This window comes from Micromonospora sp. WMMA1363 (genome assembly GCF_030345795.1).
Classification (GTDB): domain Bacteria; phylum Actinomycetota; class Actinomycetes; order Mycobacteriales; family Micromonosporaceae; genus Micromonospora.
The window spans coordinates 5,180,255-5,198,155 of record NZ_JAUALB010000001.1 but is presented as its reverse complement, the minus strand read 5'-3'; the positions used below and the strand labels follow the sequence as shown (position 1 = coordinate 5,198,155).

The window sequence follows — 17,901 nt, the reverse complement described above, 5'->3', positions numbered from 1 at the left end:
GAGGTCCGGGGTCCATGTGGGACGGGTACGGCCCGTTGGTGATCATGGTGTTTGCGAAGACAACCGTGATCGAGAATAGGACCGCACCCGCTGATGTCATCAGCACTGACCGAGATCGTGCTGCCACACCGGCCCCCCCAATCTGCCGTCACCGGCTGCGGTCACCGGTAGTGACCGTGACGGCGACCGTCGCAGCCTGTTCGTGGCGTTGGCGGTCATCAACGACCCGCGCGATCCGCGGGGCCGGCGGTATCCGCTGGTCAGTATCCTGGCGGCGGCGGTGTGCGCGGTGCTCGCCCGGGGCGTGCACGTTCGCGGCGGTCGCGGACTGGATGCGCTTTGGAGGACGAGTCGGTGTGGGCTCGGCTCGGGTTCGACGGCCAGGTATCGGCCGCGACGACGGTGTGGCGGTTGCTGATCCGGCTCGACGCCGAGGTGTTGTCGCAGGTCCTCGCGTGTTGGTTGCGGGAGCGGGCCGGGCCGGTCGTGATCGGCGCACGGCGGTGGCGGCTGGTCATCGCCGTGGACGGGAAGGTCGCCCGGGGTGCCCGGCTACCGGACGGGCGGCAGGTGCATCTGGCTCTCGGCGTACGACACCAGCACCAGGATCGTGCTCGCCCAGGTGCAGATCACGGCGAAGTCGAATGAGATTCCGGCGTTCACGCCGCTGCTGCGCCTGGTCGCGGCTGTGTTGGGATCGTTGAAGGATGTCCTGGTGGTCGCGGACGCGCTGCACGCCCAGACCGGGCACGCCGACCTGCTCGCCGCCGACGACGCTCATCTGATGGTCGCGGCCAAGGCCAACCAGTGCGCCACGAGGCGCTCTGACACATCCCCGCTTCAGGCGGGACAGACTCGAAGGGAGGTCTGCTGGGTCCGATGGCTCACCTGGATCCGAAAGGTGAAGGGAACAAGAGCATGCCAGGAAACCGGCGGCCGGGTTCAGATGCCCGAGACGGCGTGCCGGGAGACCCGCGCGGTATGGCGAAGACTTGATTGTTTGAACCCAACCTCCAGCGGCAGCAATTTACTGCGACCGGAAAGGCATCCGAAACCGGTGTCCGTCGTGTCCGGGGTGTACTGGTTCACTCTGGACAACCTTCGCGGCGGAAGCGATACCCAACGAGGGCATTCAAGGAGATGAGTGGGGCGCCTGCAGCCGCGCCATTTCGTGTGTCAGAGACGAACGTGGGATCACCGTCCCAGTCCGGCTGGCGGTGTCGGAGCGCTCATAGTAGTCGCCGGAGTCACGCCCGGCCAAGGAGAACGGGAAAGCCGTTCACAGGGCGAAGGAGCGCAGGTGATGCGGACTATGGGAAACGGTGGAGGCATGCGTAATGCAAAGCGCTGACACGGTACTCAAAGTCCTGCGTGACAGGGGACAACGAAAACTGCCCCTGGAACGGCTGATCGGCAACTGTTCAACGAACAGTTGTTTCTGATCGCCTACGGGAGGATTTACGCCAACGACGGCGCGATGACACCCGGAGTCGACGGGAAAACGCCCGACGGGATGAGCCTGGAAACCATCCGGGACATCGTCGACCGGCTTCGCGCCGAACGCTACCGGTTCACACCGGTCCGCCGGATATACATCCCGAAAAAGAACGGAACCCGACGGCCCCTCGGGCTGCCGTCCTGGACTGACAAACTGATCGGTGAGGTGGTGCACCTGCTGTTGGAGGCGTACTACGAACCGCAGTTCTCGGCCAGGTCGCACGGGTTCCGCGCCGGTCGGGGCTGCCACACCGCACTCGACGAGATCGCCTCGACATGGACGGGCACGACCTGGTTCATCGAAGGCGACATCGCCGACTGCTTCGGGAGCCTCGACCACGAGGTCATGCTCGCGATCCTAGCCGAGCAGATCCACGACAATCGGTTCTTGAACCTGGTAGGAGGAACGCTGCGGGCGGGATATCTGGAAGACTGGAAATGGTATGCCACGTACTCCGGTGCGCCGCAAGGCGGTGTCATATCGCCGATCCTGTCGAACATCTATCTCGACCGTCTCGATAAATTCGTGGAACAGGAGCTGGTCCCGGCCTGGACCCGCGGAACAGTCCGACGGCAGAATCGGGCGTACTACAACGCGACGGCGAGAGTCGGCTACTGGAAAATGAGGGGCGACCGCGACAAGGTCAAAGCCTTCCGCAAGATCCAGCAGTCGATTCCCACTCGCGACGTTCACGACCCGGACTACCGCCGGCTGCGCTATATCCGCTACGCCGACGATCACCTCCTAGGATTCGCCGGCACCAAAGCCGAAGCCGAACAGATCAAGAATGAGCTGGCCGCGTTCCTGCGCAAGGATCTGAAGCTCGCTTTCTCCACCGAGAAAACCTTGATCACCCACGCCCGCACCCACAAGGAGCGGTTCCTCGGCTACGACATCTGGACACGGCAGGCCGACAATTGGCACACCAAGGGCAAGCGCTCACTCAACGGCTCCATCGCCCTCGGTGCCCCACCGGAAGCCGTCAACGCCAAATGCCGGGTAGACGGCGGGAGTCTCACCCGCCGTCCCCCACAGATCCGGACGTAAGCCTCTCGGCTTATCCGGCTCGTGCCGTTCGGTTATCAGGTCGTGTACCGCAGTGTCCAGTGAGCGAATAGGTTCGGTGTCCGTTGTCGGACTCCCATCAACCATGCCCGCGCCCGGTCGTCACTGCGTTTGAGTCGCTTGTACTTCCACTTCCCCCAGCGCATCAGATGGCGGTCGACACGCTTGCCGATCGGGTTCACCGCGCTCGGGTAGAACACGGTGAAGTAGTTCAACCAGCCCCGTAGGTCCGGGTTGATCTCTTCCGCGAGGTCGGCCAGGTTTTCGGTCGTGCGCCGATGTAGCCGCCAGGACGCGACCTTGCGGCTCATGTCGGCCAGCTTCCCCGGAGCCACCGCTGGCAGGAACCCCGTTCGGGACTTCCCCCGGACGAAGGTCTTGCGGGGACGAAACGCGTATCCGCAGAACGTGAACGTCACCTGGCCGTAGTCCAGGCGACGCCGGTCGTCCTTGCAGTACACGATGCGCGTCTTGTCGGGATGCACCTGCAACCCGATGTCCGCGAACCGGCGATCGATCGCCTGCCGCATCTGGTGCGCCTGACGTTCGGTCACGCAGTGGACCACCACATCGTCTGCGAACCGCTCGAACCCGACCCCGGGAAACTCCCGGGACATCCAGGTGTCGAAGCCGTAGTGCAGGAAGATGTTGGCGATCAACGGGGAGATCGGGCCACCCTGCGGTGTCCCCTTCGTCCGGCAGGCCAAGGTTCCGTCGGGCATCAGCATCGGCGCCTTCAACCAGCGCTGCACATACAGCATGACCCACGGCTGGGCCGCGTGTCGTGCCACCGCCTTGAGCATCAGCTCCCACGGCACCGAATCGAAGAAGGCTTTGACGTCCAGGTCGACGACCCAGTCCTTCTTGAAACACCGCTGCCGGCACACCCGCACCGCATCCACCGGGGACCGTCCGGGACGATAGCCGTAGGAGTCGTCGTGGAACACCTTCTCCACCTCCGGCTCCAGCACCAGCACCGCCGCCGTCTGCACCACCCGGTCGACCACGTTGGGTATGCCCAGAATCCTGGTTCCACCCTTCTTGGGGATCTCCACCGCCCGGACCGGGCCGGGAAAGTAGCTGCCCGACGACATGCGGTTCCACAGCCGGTAGAGGTTGTCAGTCAACCGCTCCTCGAACTGTTCGATCGTCACGCCGTCGGCCCCGGCCGCTCCGCCGTTACCCTTCACCTTCAACCACGCGGCCCAGATCAGCCGCTTGGGGATGTCGTGCGACTTACCTGTCAACCCTGACTGACTCACGCGGTTCCTCCCTCACGGTTGACCGCCCGCGCCAGCCTGAACGACCCCGCCCCTTCGCTCCCCGACCCACTGCGATACGCAGGCGGTTCACAGCTACTACGGGCGAGTCCGCCAGCGTCCCCGCATCGGTACTCCGCTCCTCGCGGTTTCCGCCGCTTGGAGTTCTCCCTCTCGCCGCCGGTCACCCAACGGGCGGTATCGGGGTCCGCCTTCACACGTTCCATACGAGAGCCTGGACCGGGCTCATGCTGCCTATATGCCGGACACCACCTGGGCAGTAAGCGGCTATCCCCCAGGCTCTTCCCGAGACTCACCTCCGGCCTCGGTTTTGATGTCATCTGACTGAGTTTCGACACGTCAACGGCAGAGAACTCGACGTTCATCGCTCATCTTCCCGGTCCACACCTGACGCGATCATGCCGCGCCTTTTCCAACGGGTGCGGCTCCTCTGAGGTGATCGTCTATTGTGGGATGGCACCGCCGAGGTAGCGGCTGTTGTGGATGCGTTGTTGTTCCTGGGCCAGGTGCCAGGTCCAGTACTGGTCGAAGTCGCCGTTGCTGATCAGGGTGCGGAGTTTGAGGATTGCTTCGGCGCCGTCGAGGCCCCAGCGAGCGCCGGTGACGTCCATACGATCTTTGACCAGGTGGCGGCAGGCGCCTTCGATCACCCCGGTGGCGATCGGCCACCCGTTGGCCAGCGCGGTCGGGTAGTCCAGGTACGGTTTTTTGGCCAGCAGGTAGGCGGCGGCGACATCGGCGGGTTTGCGTTTGCCGGGGTCCAGGCCGTGGTAGGTGGCCTTGCGTCGGATGGCTGCGGCGACTATGCCGGCCCGTCCGGCCAACACCTGCCGGGCCTGGGCGCGGACCCACCGTTCGGCGTTCGGGTCGCCCTCCGGGTGGAAACACCAGGTGGCCTTCCAGAGGTACTCGATGACGTGGATGAAGTCCACAACAACCGGCAAGGTGATCTTGCGGGTTTTGGCCTCGGCGTGGATCCGGTCGATCTGGTGGGTGTTGCCGTCGACCAGGGCGATCCAGGTCCGAGCGTGGTCGGGGTCGCGGCGGTCGGCCTCGGCGAACCCGGCGGCGATCACCGCCGCGGCGTCGTCGGTCACGCTGGCGTGCAGCCACTTGCCGGAGGTGACCGGCGCCGGGGTAGCAGTTTGGGCCGCTTCGGGGTCCTCGGGCAGGATGTCGGCGATGGTGCGCGGCTTGCCGGTCACGTCGAAGACCGCGGCGACCTCGCACATCCGCTTGCGGTTGCGTTTCTCGCCCTTGGACCGGCGGCCGGCCAGTTTCTGGCTGACCGCGGCCTTGGCGGTGCCCGCGCGGAGCCCGTCGGGGCGCATCACCACCCCTTTGGCGTCGAAGGACAACGCCAGCACATCATCATCGGCCGACCAGTCCGGGGCGTGGGCGGTGTAGAAGGCATCCACATCTATCGCCGCTGCGGCGGCCAACGCCTCGACCTGCCGTTTCCCGATACGCACCGTGGTGGCCCGCTCAATCGCGGCCGCCGCGTCGGTGAACGAGCCGCGGGCCGCCTCGGCCGCGGCCAACCGGCGCAGTCCATGCGAGTGCTTCTCCACGGGCAGGTTCAACACCGCGTCCGCCGGGTTCAGATCGGCCCGCGCCCGCGCCCGGTAGGCGATACGCGTCACCACCACCTCACCGAACCGGGTGGCCAGCGTCCGCTGCCGCCCCCGCTCGGCCCACCCCCGCAGATGGCTATCGGCGTCGGTCACCTCGTCGAGCCGTTCCTCCCGACTGGCACGAAGATCCAGACTGTCCTGCAACAACTGACACAGCAACCGCATGCCATCGGTATGCAGCCGCTCCTCCAGTTCGGCGTGAGTCATCCCCGCCGCATGCTCACCGGACAGGAAGTCCACCATCGCGCCGAACCGCACGGATGAGCCGGCGAAAGCATCGTCCGCCGTCTCGGATGCGTACTCTTGCACCGGGCTCCCTCTTTGCTGATGTTCGTGTCTCGCAACCGACGAACATAGCGGGAGGATCCCTTTCACCATCACAACCAGTAACACATCCCCAGGCCACACAGCGTGTCGCCGCACCTCACCAGAGCCGCACCCTTTTCCAACGACGCTCAGGACGACGGTCTTCAGCCAACGCCCCTCGTGGTGGTTTGAAGCCTGCTTCCGCACGCCGGCTCCGGAGGGCCAAACAACCTCCATCTCTCGTACAGCACCGCAGTCCACGAGGCCGCCATCCGTCTCTGCCTCGCTTTCCACGTTCGTGTTCGCAAGAGGTGATCTCAGCACCGCATAAGGGTTGATTGGTGCGACACGGGCGAAGGCAGCGAGTCGGGCGGTCTTGGAAACAGGCGTGGAGCCATCGATAGACACGTCCTTGCGACAGATCCGCGTCTTCGAGAGGGCTCCACGTGATTGCCTATCGTGCCATGGTCGACGTCCCCAGGGAACTTGTGCAGCACCTCGGTCGGCTTCTTGCCGCCGAACGCCGGGCTCGGGGAACCCGTACCGGCACGCGGGCGTTGACCTGCTTCTACCAGGCGTTGATGGTGCTGGTCTGGTTCCGTAAGGCCGAGGACGTGGCCTTGCTCGGCGCTGGGTTCGGCGTGTCTCGGGCGACCGCGTACCGCTACCGCGACGAGGGCATCGCCGTGCTCACGGCCCAGGCGCAGGATCTGCACACGGCTCTGCGGCGGGTGGCCGACGACGGCTGGTCGCACGTCATCCTGGACGGGAAACTCTTCGACTGTGACCGGCTCACCGAGACCACTTTGTCGGTGAAGGGCGAGGTGATCGACGCCTGGTATTCCGGGAAGCACCGCGACTTCGGCGCGAACATTCAAGCGGTCATGCGCCCCGACGGTCTGCCGATCTGAACATCCGAGGCGCTACCCGGGCACCTGCACGACACCAGTTGCGCCCGTGAGTTGGGCATCACCGCCGCGCTGAACTGGTCCGCAGCCGAGCTTGATCTTCCCACGCTGGCCGACTCCGGCTACGAAAGCGCAGGCCACGGCATCAAGACCCCGATCAAACAGCCCGCCGACGGCAGCCGGCTCGCGTCCGACAACCGCGCCTACAACCGGCTACTACGCGGCCTGCGCTGGCAGGGCGAACGCGGCTTCGCGATCCTGATCGGACGGTGGAGAACACTTCGCCACACCACCGCCAGCCCACGCCGAATCGGCGACATCGTCGCCGCCGCTCTGCACCTGACCCACGTCGAATACAAATACCTACCGCAAAGTTGCTGAGATCACCTCGGTGCGCAGACCCGCGACACCGGTCGCGGCCGTAAGGAGACCCGCACCGTCAAAGCACTGACCGTCCAGACCCCGGGCGGGCTGGGCTTCCCGAACGCCGAGCAGGCCGTCCCGATCACCCGGACCCGCACGATCAAGGGCAAGACCACCCGCGAAACCGCGTACCTGACCATCTCGCTACCCGCCGGCCAGGCCCAACCCGCCGATCTCGGCACCTGGGCGCGTTCTGAAATGGCATATCGAAAATCGCCTCCATTACGTGCGGGATGTCACGTTCCGTGAGGATGCCCATCAGGCCCGGACCGGCCACGGTCCCGCCGTGTTCGCCACCCTCCGTAACACCGCAATCGGCTACCACCACACTGACGGTGCTACCAACATCGCCGAAGCCACCCGACGCGCCAACCACCGCCCACACGAACTCATCGACGCCGTGACCACCGGAAAACCGATCGTGACCAGCGGCGACCCGACTACGCAATAGCCCTGCTTGTTACGGCGGGCGGTTGACTGACGAACGTACGTGGCGGGCGGGGCGTCAGTCGCAGCGGAAGAGTACGTCATTGTCCGCTAGGAGCCAAGAACCCCAACGGCTACCGCAACCACGGCCCCAACAGGCTGAGCTGCCCAGTCGCCGCCGGCCGACCAGGAAACCCGCTGGGGGCCGAGACCGAGCGGCCTCGGCCCCCAGCGCCACACGCTTCCGCAACGGCCGGAGGGCTGCTGTCTTAGTGAGAGGCAGCAGCCCTCCATCTGTTCGCTAACTACTCTTGGTCATCTTGGCTAAATAGAAGACGCCGAGAAGCAGCAGGCTGAGGACGATCCCCACAGAAGTGGCGAGTTCCCAGGAAATGACACTGAGCTGCGCCATCACCCCAAGGACAAGCCAGATCAACAGGCCGACGCCCATCAAGAGGTTCCGCGACAAATGCGGTCGCTTAATCAAGAGTCCTCCTCACCGATACGCACATCTACCTTCCATGCCGACGATGTGCCCGGCGACTGGTACTCCGCCTGCCCAAAAGCCGGCGACGAAGCCAACTACCCCGATCCAGAATCTGGTACGAGCACCGCGCGAGCAATACCAGTTCTCGTAACGACGCCAGCCTTGCCGCTGTCGCTTGTAGGAATGAGGACTGCCGTGTATGCAGCGGAGCCGCTGGCATTCCCCAGACCTCCAATGCCACCTGAGGCCAGACTTCGCCCCTCTGTAGTACTTGCGGCTGGAGTTGTAGTACTTCTTGAACTTCCGACAACTCCAACGCCACTTGCTGCACCACCTCTTGCCGTCCACATCGAACTTGTTTGCGGGGTCGGCGCAGGTGTATTCGTAGGCGTTGCAGCTGCCGCCGTAGACGGGGTCGGTTTGGAGGAAGCGGCCGGTGACCGTGTTGTAGAGGCGGACGCCCATGAGGATGATGCCTGACGGGGTGTCCGCCGCCCGCTGCTTGGCACCGAGCCAGCCGTACCGCTGCGTCCCGATGTCGGCGGGGTTGCGTGGGGTGCCGTACTCGTCGGCCTCGCTGGTGCGGGACAGGCCCTCGTCGTCGCCGTGGATGGCCGCGACCAGGTCGCCGTGCAGGTTGGTGAGCTGCCAGTCGACCTGCCCGCTGTCACTGTCGAAGATGCCCGCCATCGCCGACAGGCCTGACACCGGCCGGGTGAACCGGTCGGCTGTCTCCTGCGTCCACGACGGGCTGTCCTCGCCCCCGTCGTAGTGGTGCACCGACTGCACGACGCTGCCGCTGGCGTTGTCCGTCCACGACCGAATCCGCTCGCCGGTCACGTCCAACACGTAGTCGGTGGTCCGGCCGCCCTGGGTGATCGTGTTCACCAGGTTCGTCGAGTGGTACGTGACCGTCACGTTCCCACCAGCGGCGTTGGCGGTGTCGACCGCCGGCACCGTTGTCGTCCGGCCCAACGCGTCGTACACGTAGCCGGCGGTGTTCACCCGGTCGGCCGTGTCGTACGTCCACGTCCGCGACGATGCCGCCGTCGCGGTCTGGCACGCACCGTCCGTACCCGGGCCGTACACGGACGCCGAGGTCCGGTTCGACGACGCGCTGAACCCGTACGACCGGGTGGTGCACTGCCCGCCGATGGTGTCCCGGATCGAGGTGAGCCGGCCCGCCCGGTCGTAGGTGTAGCTCTGCTCCGACAGGCTCGACGACCGTTGCCGCCACTGACCGTGCGCCGACTCCCCGACGGACTCGGTGTAGAGGGTGCAGTCGGGCAACCCGCAACCCGGCTTCGTGTAGGTCAGCCCGGTCTGGGTACCGGTCTCGTCGGTCTCCGTGGCGACCCGCACCCCGTTCGGCCACGTCTCCGAGGTCAGGCTCCCGTCGGCGTCGTAGCTGCCGGTGAACGTGCCGGCCTGCGAGTCGTCGACCGAGGTCAGCAGACCCCGCCGCTCGGCGCCACCGTCGTAGGTGTACGTCCGGGTGGCCTTGCCGTCGGTGCTGGTCGCCACCCGACCGAGCAGGTCGTAGGTGGAGGTGGAGGTGACCCCGTCGGCGTCGGTGTAGGACGTCTGCCGACCCAGGCTGTCGTAGCCGGTCACCACCTGCGCGGTCGACAGCCCGCCGACCATCGACTGCACGCGCAGCAGCCGCCCGGTCGCCGGCTCGTAGACGTTCCGCGAGATCGGGACCGCCGTGCCCAGCCCCGACGCCGCCACGCTGGTCTCGTACGCCCGACCGGCGCCGTCGTACGTCGTGGTGGTCGTGCGCAGCGTCCCGGCACTGGTCTTCTCCGTCACCACCCGCGACTGGTTGAACATGTCGTAGGTGGTCACCGTGGCCTGCAGCTCCGGCCCGCTGGCGGCCTGCCCGCCCGGCTGCACCCGGCACGGCAGGTTCGCCCACTCCGGTTTCAGGTCGCACTCGGCGTACCCCGAACCGGCCGTCGCCCGGTAGTAGATGGTCCTGCGGGTCTACGGGGTGGTGTCGGTGGCCCCGCCGGCCGGGTTGGTGGTCGCCGCCACCAGGCCGGTGACCGGGTCGTAGCTGGTGCGCGTCTTGTACGCCAACCCGGCGGGGTCGGCGATCGTCGCGGTGGGCTGCCGCAGCGTCCAGTCGTACTCGGTCTTGGTGGTACGCGGGTCGTGTTCCACCCAGCCGCCGGTGGTGCTGTCCCAGACCCGCACCTGCCGCACCTCGGTGGTCACCAGGTTGTATGGGGCACCTGTGGTGGGGGCGCCCTCGTCGTAGGTGTTGGCCGTGTAGGCCCGACCGCGGACCACGCTCCCGTCCGGGAGCGTCACATCGTGCCCCGGCCCCCACGTGTCCATCAGCCGCTGCCCGTCCGGGGAGTACGTGTTCAGCGTGGACCGGTCCCTGGCCAGGCCGGCCTCCTGGTCGGCGCTGTCCGTCGCCGACTCGGTCAGGGCGAGCGTGCGGTTGCCGGCGGTCAGGGTGCGGGTGACGTTGCCCCACTGGTCATACCAGGTGGTGGAGATGGACCCGCCGGGCTGCGCGGTGTTCACCTCGCGAGCGTTCGCGTCGAGGTAGCTGACGGTGGCCCGCTCGTACGACGACGGCAGCATGCCGGCGGCCTGGTCACCATTCGGTACCTGCGTGGCCGGGAAGACGGCGACGGCGTCCGTGGGTGGTTCGTTCTGGTACCAGCGGGCCGTCTGTGCCCCGGACATGTCGTACGGGGCTCCGGTGCCGGAGGTGGGCACCCGGTAGACCACCGTGGTGGTGGCCGTGCCCGCGCTCAACGCGGAGCGGGTCGCCGCCCGGAACCGGCCCTTGCCCGAGTCGGCGGGCAGCGTGGTGTAGGACAACTGCCACGGTTCCTGCGCGGTCGGGGTCACCGCGGTGATGATGCCGTCAGCGTCGTAGGAGTACCGGTCCCGCAGGTGATGGACACCGTTCCCGTCGGTCCAGTCGAGCCGTGGGTCCCAGGTGGCGCGGAGTCGGCCGCCGTTGTCGTAGGCGTAGCGGGCCAGCACCAGGGTCCGCATCGCCGGGGTCGGCAGGTCCGGGTCCCACGCGGTGAACGAGATCTCCTTGACCCGGCCGAGGTAATCTCCCCAGCCGGCCTCCGCGGTGCCCGTGGCGGTGGTGCCGGTGGCGTAGCTGAAGGTCAACGCCCGGCAGCCACGGGTCATGGTCGCGCAGTTCACCCCGTCCGGCACCGGTGCCAGCATCCGGGTCGGACGCACCACCGTCGCCCCGCCAGCGATGGCTGACTCCCACGAGATCGTGGTGGTCTGCCCCGATCCGGGCACCGTGACCGCCGTCGGGTTGTACAACCCGGCCGGGGAGCCGGAGACGCGGGTGAACGTGACGGTGTTGCCGTCCAGATCAGTCAACGTGTACGAATCCGAGCTGGTGGTGTAGGTCAGCTTCAGGTCCTCCATCCCGATCTCGGGGTGGAAGGACTCGCCACCGGTGACGTTCGCCTTCTTCGCGAACCCGATCGTGTCGCCCTCGGGCAGCCCCACCTGCGCCAGCGACCCGGTCCGTGTCAGGCTCGTGTACGGGGCGTCGGCCTCCTCGACGGCAACGCCGGAGACCCAGCCCGGACCGAACATGTTCGCCGTGTCCGTCTGGCCCGCCCGACGGGTGTTGAAGGAGCGGGTCACCGTCAGGTCCGAGCCGTACGAGTCCACCGACACGTCCGAGTCGGACAGAGTGCAGTTACCGGTGATCAGGTTGACCGTGCACGGCCCCACGCTCGTCGTCGCCGCCGTCGCGTTGTTCTTGTCGAACGTGATCGTGACCGGGTTCGACGTCGCCCCGCCGTTGAACGATCCCCGCAGCTGCACCGGCCCGTCCAACGGGTCCGGGCCGGCTTCGGCGTCGTTGAGGGTCTTGGCCACGTCCCAGTTCACCTTCTGGAACTGTCCACCGCCGCTGGAGGCCAGCGGCCAGGTCACCGCGCCCCCGCCAACGGCCTTCGTCACGTCGGTTGCGGGAATGTTCACCCACGCGTCGGCGTCACCACGCCGCCACTGGTAGGTCACCGAGGTGATCCCCGACGAGGCGACCGCGGTGATCGCCGTCTTGGCCGCGGTCACATCACCCGTCTTCGGCGCGGTCACTCCGGCCGAACCGACGTTGAACTGGTATGACTTGCTCGCGGACTGGTTACCCGCCCGGTCGACCGACCGCACGTACAGGGTGTGCGGTCCATCGTTGCTGACCGGCACCGACACCGACGCCCCGCCACCGAGGCCCGACGCGGACACGCTCTGGTTCGGCGGATTGGCATCCAGCCCGTACTGGTAGGAGGTCACATCGCTGACGCCGGAGGCACCGAACGTGAAGCTCGCCGCCGTGCCAGCCCCGCCCGCCCAGCCGCCCGCCGGGTAGTTCGACGAGGACACCGTCGGCATCGCTGACGGTGCGATCGTGTCGACGATCATGGCGCAGTAGGTGCTCCACGTCCCGTTGACCAGGCCGTCGTTGCCCCGCACGTGCCAAGAGTAGGTGCCACCCTCGCTGAACGCGCCGGCCGGCACCGAAGCCGACAGCCAGGAACCCGACGCGCCCGGCCCGACGATCGTGCTGCCGATGCGCGTGCCACCGCCGGTCAGCCACTCGAACTCGGCCTTCACCTGTGACCCCTCGGGGTCGCTGACCTGCGCCCGCAACTGCGGCGTCTTCGTGTTGACGTACGGCGTGTTCGGGTTGGTCGCGCACGGCGAGGACGGAACGGTGGCCCGTGCCGTCACGGTCGGCGGAGTCTGGTAGGTCAACGTGACGTAGGGGTCGTGTGCTCCCTCCATCGAGTCGAACTTCTTCCACGCCAGGTTGTCGGTCTCCGACGTCGCCCGCAGGCCGATGTTCACCGTGCAGCACGTCGCACCGTTGGCGTGGTCGGCGAACGCTCCGGTCACCGACGAGTTGACCCAGCCGTCCGCGCAGGATGAGCTGTAGCCCTTCGTCGTCGACGTGTAGCCCAGCCGTTTGCGCCACTCCGGCTGGCTCGTCCACCGCGTCGCCGGGCTCACGTACAACGTCTGCCAGGTCTCCCACTGCCGCGGCGTACACGACCACGAGTGGAAGTTCCACAGGTAGATCGTCGCCGCCTGGACGTGCTTGCCCTTCAACCAGTCCAGATCGGTGAACCGCACGAACGACCGCGCCTTCGTCGCACCACCGTCGAAGGTGCCCACCTTCAACTCGGTGGCCGCCGACTGGTCGGACGTGTAGTCCGACTGCACGAACGTCGAAGTTCGGGTTCAACGTGACCGCCGGGTCGATCGTCACCGGGAACACCGTCTCCGGATCGGTCAACCACCGCTCGTCCGGCGTCAACGTCATCGCCACCCGACCGGCCTTCGCCGCACCGACCTGTTTGGCGACCTTCGCCCGCCGCAGCCGCTCACCCGACTGCGAATCGACCTGGGCGTCCCACATCTGCGGCTCTGGCGAGACACCTACGACGGCACCACGCGCGTTGCGGACCTCGAATCCCCCGCGCTTGTCGCCGGCGAGCGTCAGCCCCTTGCCCCGCAGCGGCAACGAGATGTCGCGAACGTGGGCGACCGCCGCCCGGTTCTTCACCACCAGGAACTGCTCGAACCCGGTACGGGTCGACTCCACCACCAGGTCCACGCCGGGACGCACCTCGGCATAGGTCGCCTTCGTCCCCTCCACCGTCGGCGCAGGCAACCGGCCGGACCACCCGAGCGACACCGTCCCACCGTCACCGTCCACCGTCACCAGGTCGTGCTCACCGGCAGCGGCGGGCCCGGACAACCGCAGGCCCGCCGGATGGGCTTTCGCCGCCACCGACCCATCGGCCTGCGGCACGAGCGAGAAGTCCACCGGCCGCCACCCGCCGGCCTTTTCGTCCCGCAGCCGCACCGGGCCGAGGTGAACCTCCGCCTCCACCCGACCATCCGGAAAAGCCCAGAACTCCGACGTCTCCGACGTCATCCCGCTGATCCGGACCTTCTTGCCTGTCGACCGCGCCGTCACCAGGGCCGCCGCCTCGTCCGGGCGTTCCAACACCGCCGGGCCGGCAGGCGTCGTCTGCCGCGGCGGATTCGCCGGTGCCGCCGACGCCGGCTCGGCCGTCACCCAGTCGGCCATCGTCACGGCCAGCACGGCCGACATGCCAGCCGCCACCGCACGACCCAGCGGGCCACGTGAGCCACCCCCGCTTTCATGGAGTTTCTTGACCATGGTCTGATGGCCGTGGGGGAGGAAGTATCCGTGGCAGCACCGAAGAAGTACCCCGATGAGCTCCGTCAGCGCGCTGTGCGCTTGTACCGCGAATCGGACCCGAAGCCGGTGATCCGGCGCTTGGCCGAGCAGCTCGGCGTGCATCACGAGGCGCTCAGGAACTGGATCCGTCAGGCCGAGGCTGACACGGGTGAGCGTCACGACCGGCCGACCAGCGAGATGGTCGAGGAGAACCGCCGGCTGCGCAGGGAGGTCACCGAGCTGCGGCGGGCCAACGAGATCCTGAAAGCGGCGAGCGCGTATTTCGCGGCGGAGCTCGACCCGACCCGGCGACGGTCATGACGTTCATTGATGAACACCGTGACCAGTTCGCGGTCGCGCTCCTGCTACGGGTCCTGAACATCGGCGCTTCGACCTACTACGCGTGGGTCAAGCAGGCCGAGGCGCCCTGCGACCGCGACGTGGTCGACCTGGGCCTGATCTCCAACATTCACGAGATCTGGGAGACCTCCGGGCGCACCTACGGCGCGGACCGGGTCCACCGCCAGCTACGCCGCGACGGCATCTACGTGGGTCGCAAACGCGTCGAGCGGCTGATGACGCAGCAGGGCTGGCAGGGCGCGTTCCTGCGCCGCGGCTGGCGCGGCGGCTCCACGCGGCAGGACCCACGGCACACACCGGCGCCGGACCTTGTCGGGCGGCAGTTCACCGCCACCGGGCCGAACCGGCTCTGGGTCGCCGACGCCACCCGCATCCCCTGCGGCGAAGGCGTGTTCTGGCTCGCCGCGGTCCGCGACGTCTTCTCCCGCCGAATCGTCGGCTGGAAGACCTCCAACCGCTGCGACACCGACCTGATCCTCGCCGCCCTCGAATACGGCATCTGGTCGCGCGACGTCCGCGACGGCCAGTTGATCCACCACTCAGATCGCGGGTCGAACTACACATCGTTCCGGTTCGCGGAACGCTTACAGGACAACGGGATCCTGCCCTCGATGGGCTCCGTCGGCGACAGCTACGACAACGCCCTGATGGAGAATTTCTGGTCGACGCTGAAGATCGAACTCGTCTACCGCACGAGCTGGCGGACCCGCGACGAGGCCGAGAACGCGATCTTCGCCTACATCGACGGCTGGTACAACACCCGCCGCATCCAGAAGGAACTGGGCTACCTCAGCCCGAACGAGTACGAGACCGCCTGGCACACCCACCAGAGGCAACCAGCCGAACCACCTATCGCCACCCCTGCGCCAGCCGGCAGCAGGTAACCACCGCTCCAGCAAAGCGGGGGAAGCTCAACGCGACAGTCGGGGGATCCCCGATCTGCTCCCCCACAGCGTTCTTCCTGGTCGCACTGATCCTCCTTGACGGACAGTGTCATCAGAGAACACGGAGGGAGGGTGGCGATCATCAACCGTTCCGGCTGATGATCAACCCGGATAGCCATTGCACCGCCGATGCAACTTGCAACGACACCGATGACTGCGCCTCGAGCTGGGCAAACGTGCACACACCCGCGCCTTGGTGTGACGCGGATTGCAGCGGTGGCGGCCCACCCGCCAAACGCCTGATTTACCGCTCGGGGACATGTCGGGGTGAGATCTGGCATCAACCACGCCAGTTGGACATCGATCCGTCGACGCAGCTCCCCGCGGGACGCCGGACACGCGGGGACGCCGGACACGCGGGACAACGAAATCCGCGGATGCGTTGATTGTCACAGACGGTGAGGTAAGCAGATCCTCGCAGCGTGACCGCCGAGGACACAATCCGCCACCGTCACCCCTCCCGACGTCACGCTCCGCAGTCGGGGGCGAGAATTCTAGCAACGCTTTTACGCGACCGTCATAGTCTCAACAGGCTAATCGCAACATCCTCTGGCAGCATGGGCTGACATGTGCGGACTTGCGGGCGAATTGCGCCGTGACGGTTCCCGGGCCGATGTGGCTGCGGTGGAGCGCATGGCAGCCACGATGAGTGACCGAGGGCCGGACGACAGCGGAGTGTGGGCGCAAGGGCCCACCGCCCTGGGGCACCGCCGTCTGAAAATCATCGACCTCTCCGCCGCGAGCGGGCAGCCTCTCGTGGACGCCTCCGCCGGGCTGGCCGGCGTCTTCAACGGCTGCATCTACAACTACCGCGAACTGCGCACCGAACTCCAGTCCAAGGGGCACCACTTCTTCTCGTCCGGCGACAGCGAGGTCGTACTCAAGGCGTACGCCGAGTGGGGACTCGACTTCGTCGACCACCTGATCGGCATGTTCGCCGTCGCGATCAGCGAGCGGGACACCGGCCGACTCGTACTGGCCCGGGACCGGCTCGGCATCAAACCGCTCTACCTGGCCGAGTCGCCGAGCATGGTCCGCTTCGCCAGCACCCTGCCGGCGCTGCTGGCCGGCGGCGGGATCGACACGACCATCGACCCGGTCGCGCTCGCGCACTACCTGAGCTTCCACAGCATCGTGCCGCCGCCGCGCACCATCCTGCGCGGCGTGACCAAGCTGCCCCCGGCCACCGTGCGCGTCTACGAACCGGACGGCCGCCGGCACGAGCGGGTGTACTGGGATCCGTCCTTCACCCGGGACGCCGCACGCGCCGGCTGGTCCGGGAAAGACTGGCAGGACGCCCTGCTGGAGTCGCTGACCACCGCCGTCCGCCGGCGGATGGTCGCCGACGTGCCGGTGGGTGTGTTGCTCTCCGGCGGCCTGGACTCCAGCCTGGTGGTGGCCCTGCTCGCCGGCGAGGGGCAACGCGGGCTGTCGACCTTCTCCATCGGCTTCGACTCCGTCGGCGGCCGGGAGGGCGACGAGTTCCGCTACTCCGACGTGGTCGCCGAGACGTTCGACACCGACCACCACCAGATCAGGGTGCCCACCGGCGACCTGGTGCCGCCGCTGGAGGCCGCCGTCGCCGCGATGAGCGAGCCGATGGTCAGCCACGACTGCGTCGCGTTCTACCTGCTCAGCCAGGAGGTCGCCCGGCACGTCAAGGTGGTGCAGTCGGGCCAGGGCGCGGACGAGATCCTCGGCGGCTACCACTGGTATCCGCCGCTGGCGCGGGTTGCCCGCCCCGACGCCCTCGACACGTACGCGCGCGCGTTCTTCGACCGGGACGCGGCCGGGCTGGCCGGCGTACTCAACTCCGACTGGCTGGCCGACGGCGACCCGGCGCGGGACTTCGTGGCCGGGCACCTCGCCAAGCGCGGCGCCGAGACCGCGGTCGACGCCGGCCTGCGGATCGACACCCAGGTGATGCTGACCGACGATCCGGTGAAGCGGGTCGACAACATGACCATGGCGCACGGGTTGGAGGCCCGGGTGCCGTTCCTGGACCACGAGTTCGTGGAGCTTGCCGCGGGCTGCCCGCCGGAGCTGAAGCTGGCGCAGGGGGGCAAGGGCGTACTCAAGGAGATCGGCCGGCGGGTCCTCCCGCACGAGGTCATCGACCGGCCGAAGGGGTACTTCCCCGTCCCGGGCCTCACCCACCTGGAAGGCAAGCTCCTCGACCGGGTGCGGGACGCCCTCACCGCACCGGAGGCCCGCCGCCGCGCCCTCTACCGCACCGACTACGTCGACGCTCTGCTCGCCGACCCGAATGCCGAACTGACCCCGTTGAACGGAAACAAGCTGTGGCAACTCGGACTCCTGGAAATGTGGCTCCAGAGCCACGGAATCGACTGAC

The 17,901-nt window shown here is 67.3% G+C and carries 15 protein-coding genes; 10 read left to right on the top strand and 5 right to left on the bottom strand.

From position 1 onward, the window contains the following. Positions 1-202: 202 nt before the first annotated feature. The 4 genes from QTQ03_RS24265 (at position 203) to QTQ03_RS24250 (ending at position 2,545) form a co-directional block, all read left to right on the top strand. Positions 203-418 carry a transposase family protein gene (locus QTQ03_RS24265; protein WP_289280052.1) on the top strand — a complete coding sequence of 72 codons (216 nt, stop codon included), beginning with the start codon at positions 203-205 and terminating at the stop codon, positions 416-418. Then, positions 340-648 carry a hypothetical protein gene (locus tag QTQ03_RS24260; RefSeq protein WP_289281040.1) on the top strand — a complete coding sequence of 103 codons (309 nt, stop codon included), beginning with the start codon at positions 340-342 and terminating at the stop codon, positions 646-648. Before QTQ03_RS24265 ends, QTQ03_RS24260 begins: the two co-directional genes overlap by 79 nt. Further along, positions 545-1,144: a transposase gene (locus QTQ03_RS24255; protein WP_353890613.1), complete on the top strand. Its 600-nt coding sequence runs from the start codon at positions 545-547 to the stop codon at positions 1,142-1,144. Before QTQ03_RS24260 ends, QTQ03_RS24255 begins: the two co-directional genes overlap by 104 nt. Before the next feature lie 288 nt (positions 1,145-1,432). Then, positions 1,433-2,545, top strand: a complete 1,113-nt coding sequence (locus tag QTQ03_RS24250; RefSeq protein ID WP_289280050.1) for a reverse transcriptase/maturase family protein — start codon at positions 1,433-1,435, stop codon at positions 2,543-2,545. Positions 2,546-2,580: 35 nt separating this feature from the next. On the opposite strand, the gene ltrA is transcribed toward QTQ03_RS24250, so the two are convergent. After that, entirely contained in the window at positions 2,581-3,825 is a 1,245-nt protein-coding gene (gene ltrA / locus QTQ03_RS24245; RefSeq protein WP_289280049.1) for a group II intron reverse transcriptase/maturase, read from the bottom strand. A 461-nt stretch (positions 3,826-4,286) separates the two neighbouring features. Next, positions 4,287-5,720 (bottom strand): ISKra4 family transposase, encoded by a 1,434-nt coding sequence (locus QTQ03_RS24240; RefSeq protein WP_289280660.1) that lies wholly within the window; start codon positions 5,718-5,720, stop codon positions 4,287-4,289. 509 nt (positions 5,721-6,229) lie between these two features. Between QTQ03_RS24240 and QTQ03_RS24235 the strand changes: the two genes are divergently transcribed. The 3 genes from QTQ03_RS24235 to QTQ03_RS30775 all read left to right on the top strand — a co-directional run bounded on the left by QTQ03_RS24235 (position 6,230) and on the right by QTQ03_RS30775 (position 7,565). Then, the gene (locus tag QTQ03_RS24235) at positions 6,230-6,694 is read left to right on the top strand and encodes a transposase family protein (RefSeq protein ID WP_289279197.1); all 465 of its coding nucleotides are present in this window, start codon (positions 6,230-6,232) and stop codon (positions 6,692-6,694) included. 51 nt (positions 6,695-6,745) lie between these two features. Continuing rightward, positions 6,746-7,072, top strand: a complete 327-nt coding sequence (locus QTQ03_RS24230; RefSeq protein WP_502889817.1) for a transposase family protein — start codon at positions 6,746-6,748, stop codon at positions 7,070-7,072. A gap of 268 nt (positions 7,073-7,340) precedes the next feature. After that, entirely contained in the window at positions 7,341-7,565 is a 225-nt protein-coding gene (locus tag QTQ03_RS30775) for a hypothetical protein (RefSeq protein ID WP_502889816.1), read from the top strand. Positions 7,566-7,841: 276 nt separating this feature from the next. On the opposite strand, the gene QTQ03_RS24220 is transcribed toward QTQ03_RS30775, so the two are convergent. The 3 genes from QTQ03_RS24220 to QTQ03_RS24210 all read right to left on the bottom strand — a co-directional run bounded on the left by QTQ03_RS24220 (position 7,842) and on the right by QTQ03_RS24210 (position 13,256). Then, a complete protein-coding gene (locus QTQ03_RS24220) occupies positions 7,842-8,027 on the bottom strand; it encodes a hypothetical protein (protein WP_289280048.1) in 186 nt (61 codons plus the stop codon). A gap of 9 nt (positions 8,028-8,036) precedes the next feature. After that, the gene (locus tag QTQ03_RS24215; RefSeq protein ID WP_289280047.1) at positions 8,037-9,923 is read right to left on the bottom strand and encodes an RHS repeat-associated core domain-containing protein; all 1,887 of its coding nucleotides are present in this window, start codon (positions 9,921-9,923) and stop codon (positions 8,037-8,039) included. Between the two features lie 90 nt (positions 9,924-10,013). After that, positions 10,014-13,256, bottom strand: a complete 3,243-nt coding sequence (locus QTQ03_RS24210; RefSeq protein WP_289280046.1) for a DNRLRE domain-containing protein — start codon at positions 13,254-13,256, stop codon at positions 10,014-10,016. A gap of 949 nt (positions 13,257-14,205) precedes the next feature. Here QTQ03_RS24210 and QTQ03_RS24205 point away from each other — a divergent pair. The 3 genes from QTQ03_RS24205 to QTQ03_RS24195 all read left to right on the top strand — a co-directional run bounded on the left by QTQ03_RS24205 (position 14,206) and on the right by QTQ03_RS24195 (position 17,900). After that, complete coding sequence (locus tag QTQ03_RS24205; RefSeq protein ID WP_289277270.1) at positions 14,206-14,565, top strand: transposase; 360 nt, start codon at positions 14,206-14,208, stop codon at positions 14,563-14,565. Beyond that, positions 14,562-15,488, top strand: coding sequence for an IS3 family transposase (locus QTQ03_RS24200; protein ID WP_289277269.1), 927 nt, complete (start codon positions 14,562-14,564; stop codon positions 15,486-15,488). Before QTQ03_RS24205 ends, QTQ03_RS24200 begins: the two co-directional genes overlap by 4 nt. A gap of 627 nt (positions 15,489-16,115) precedes the next feature. Further along, entirely contained in the window at positions 16,116-17,900 is a 1,785-nt protein-coding gene (locus QTQ03_RS24195) for an N-acetylglutaminylglutamine amidotransferase (protein ID WP_289280045.1), read from the top strand. Position 17,901: the final 1 nt, after the last annotated feature.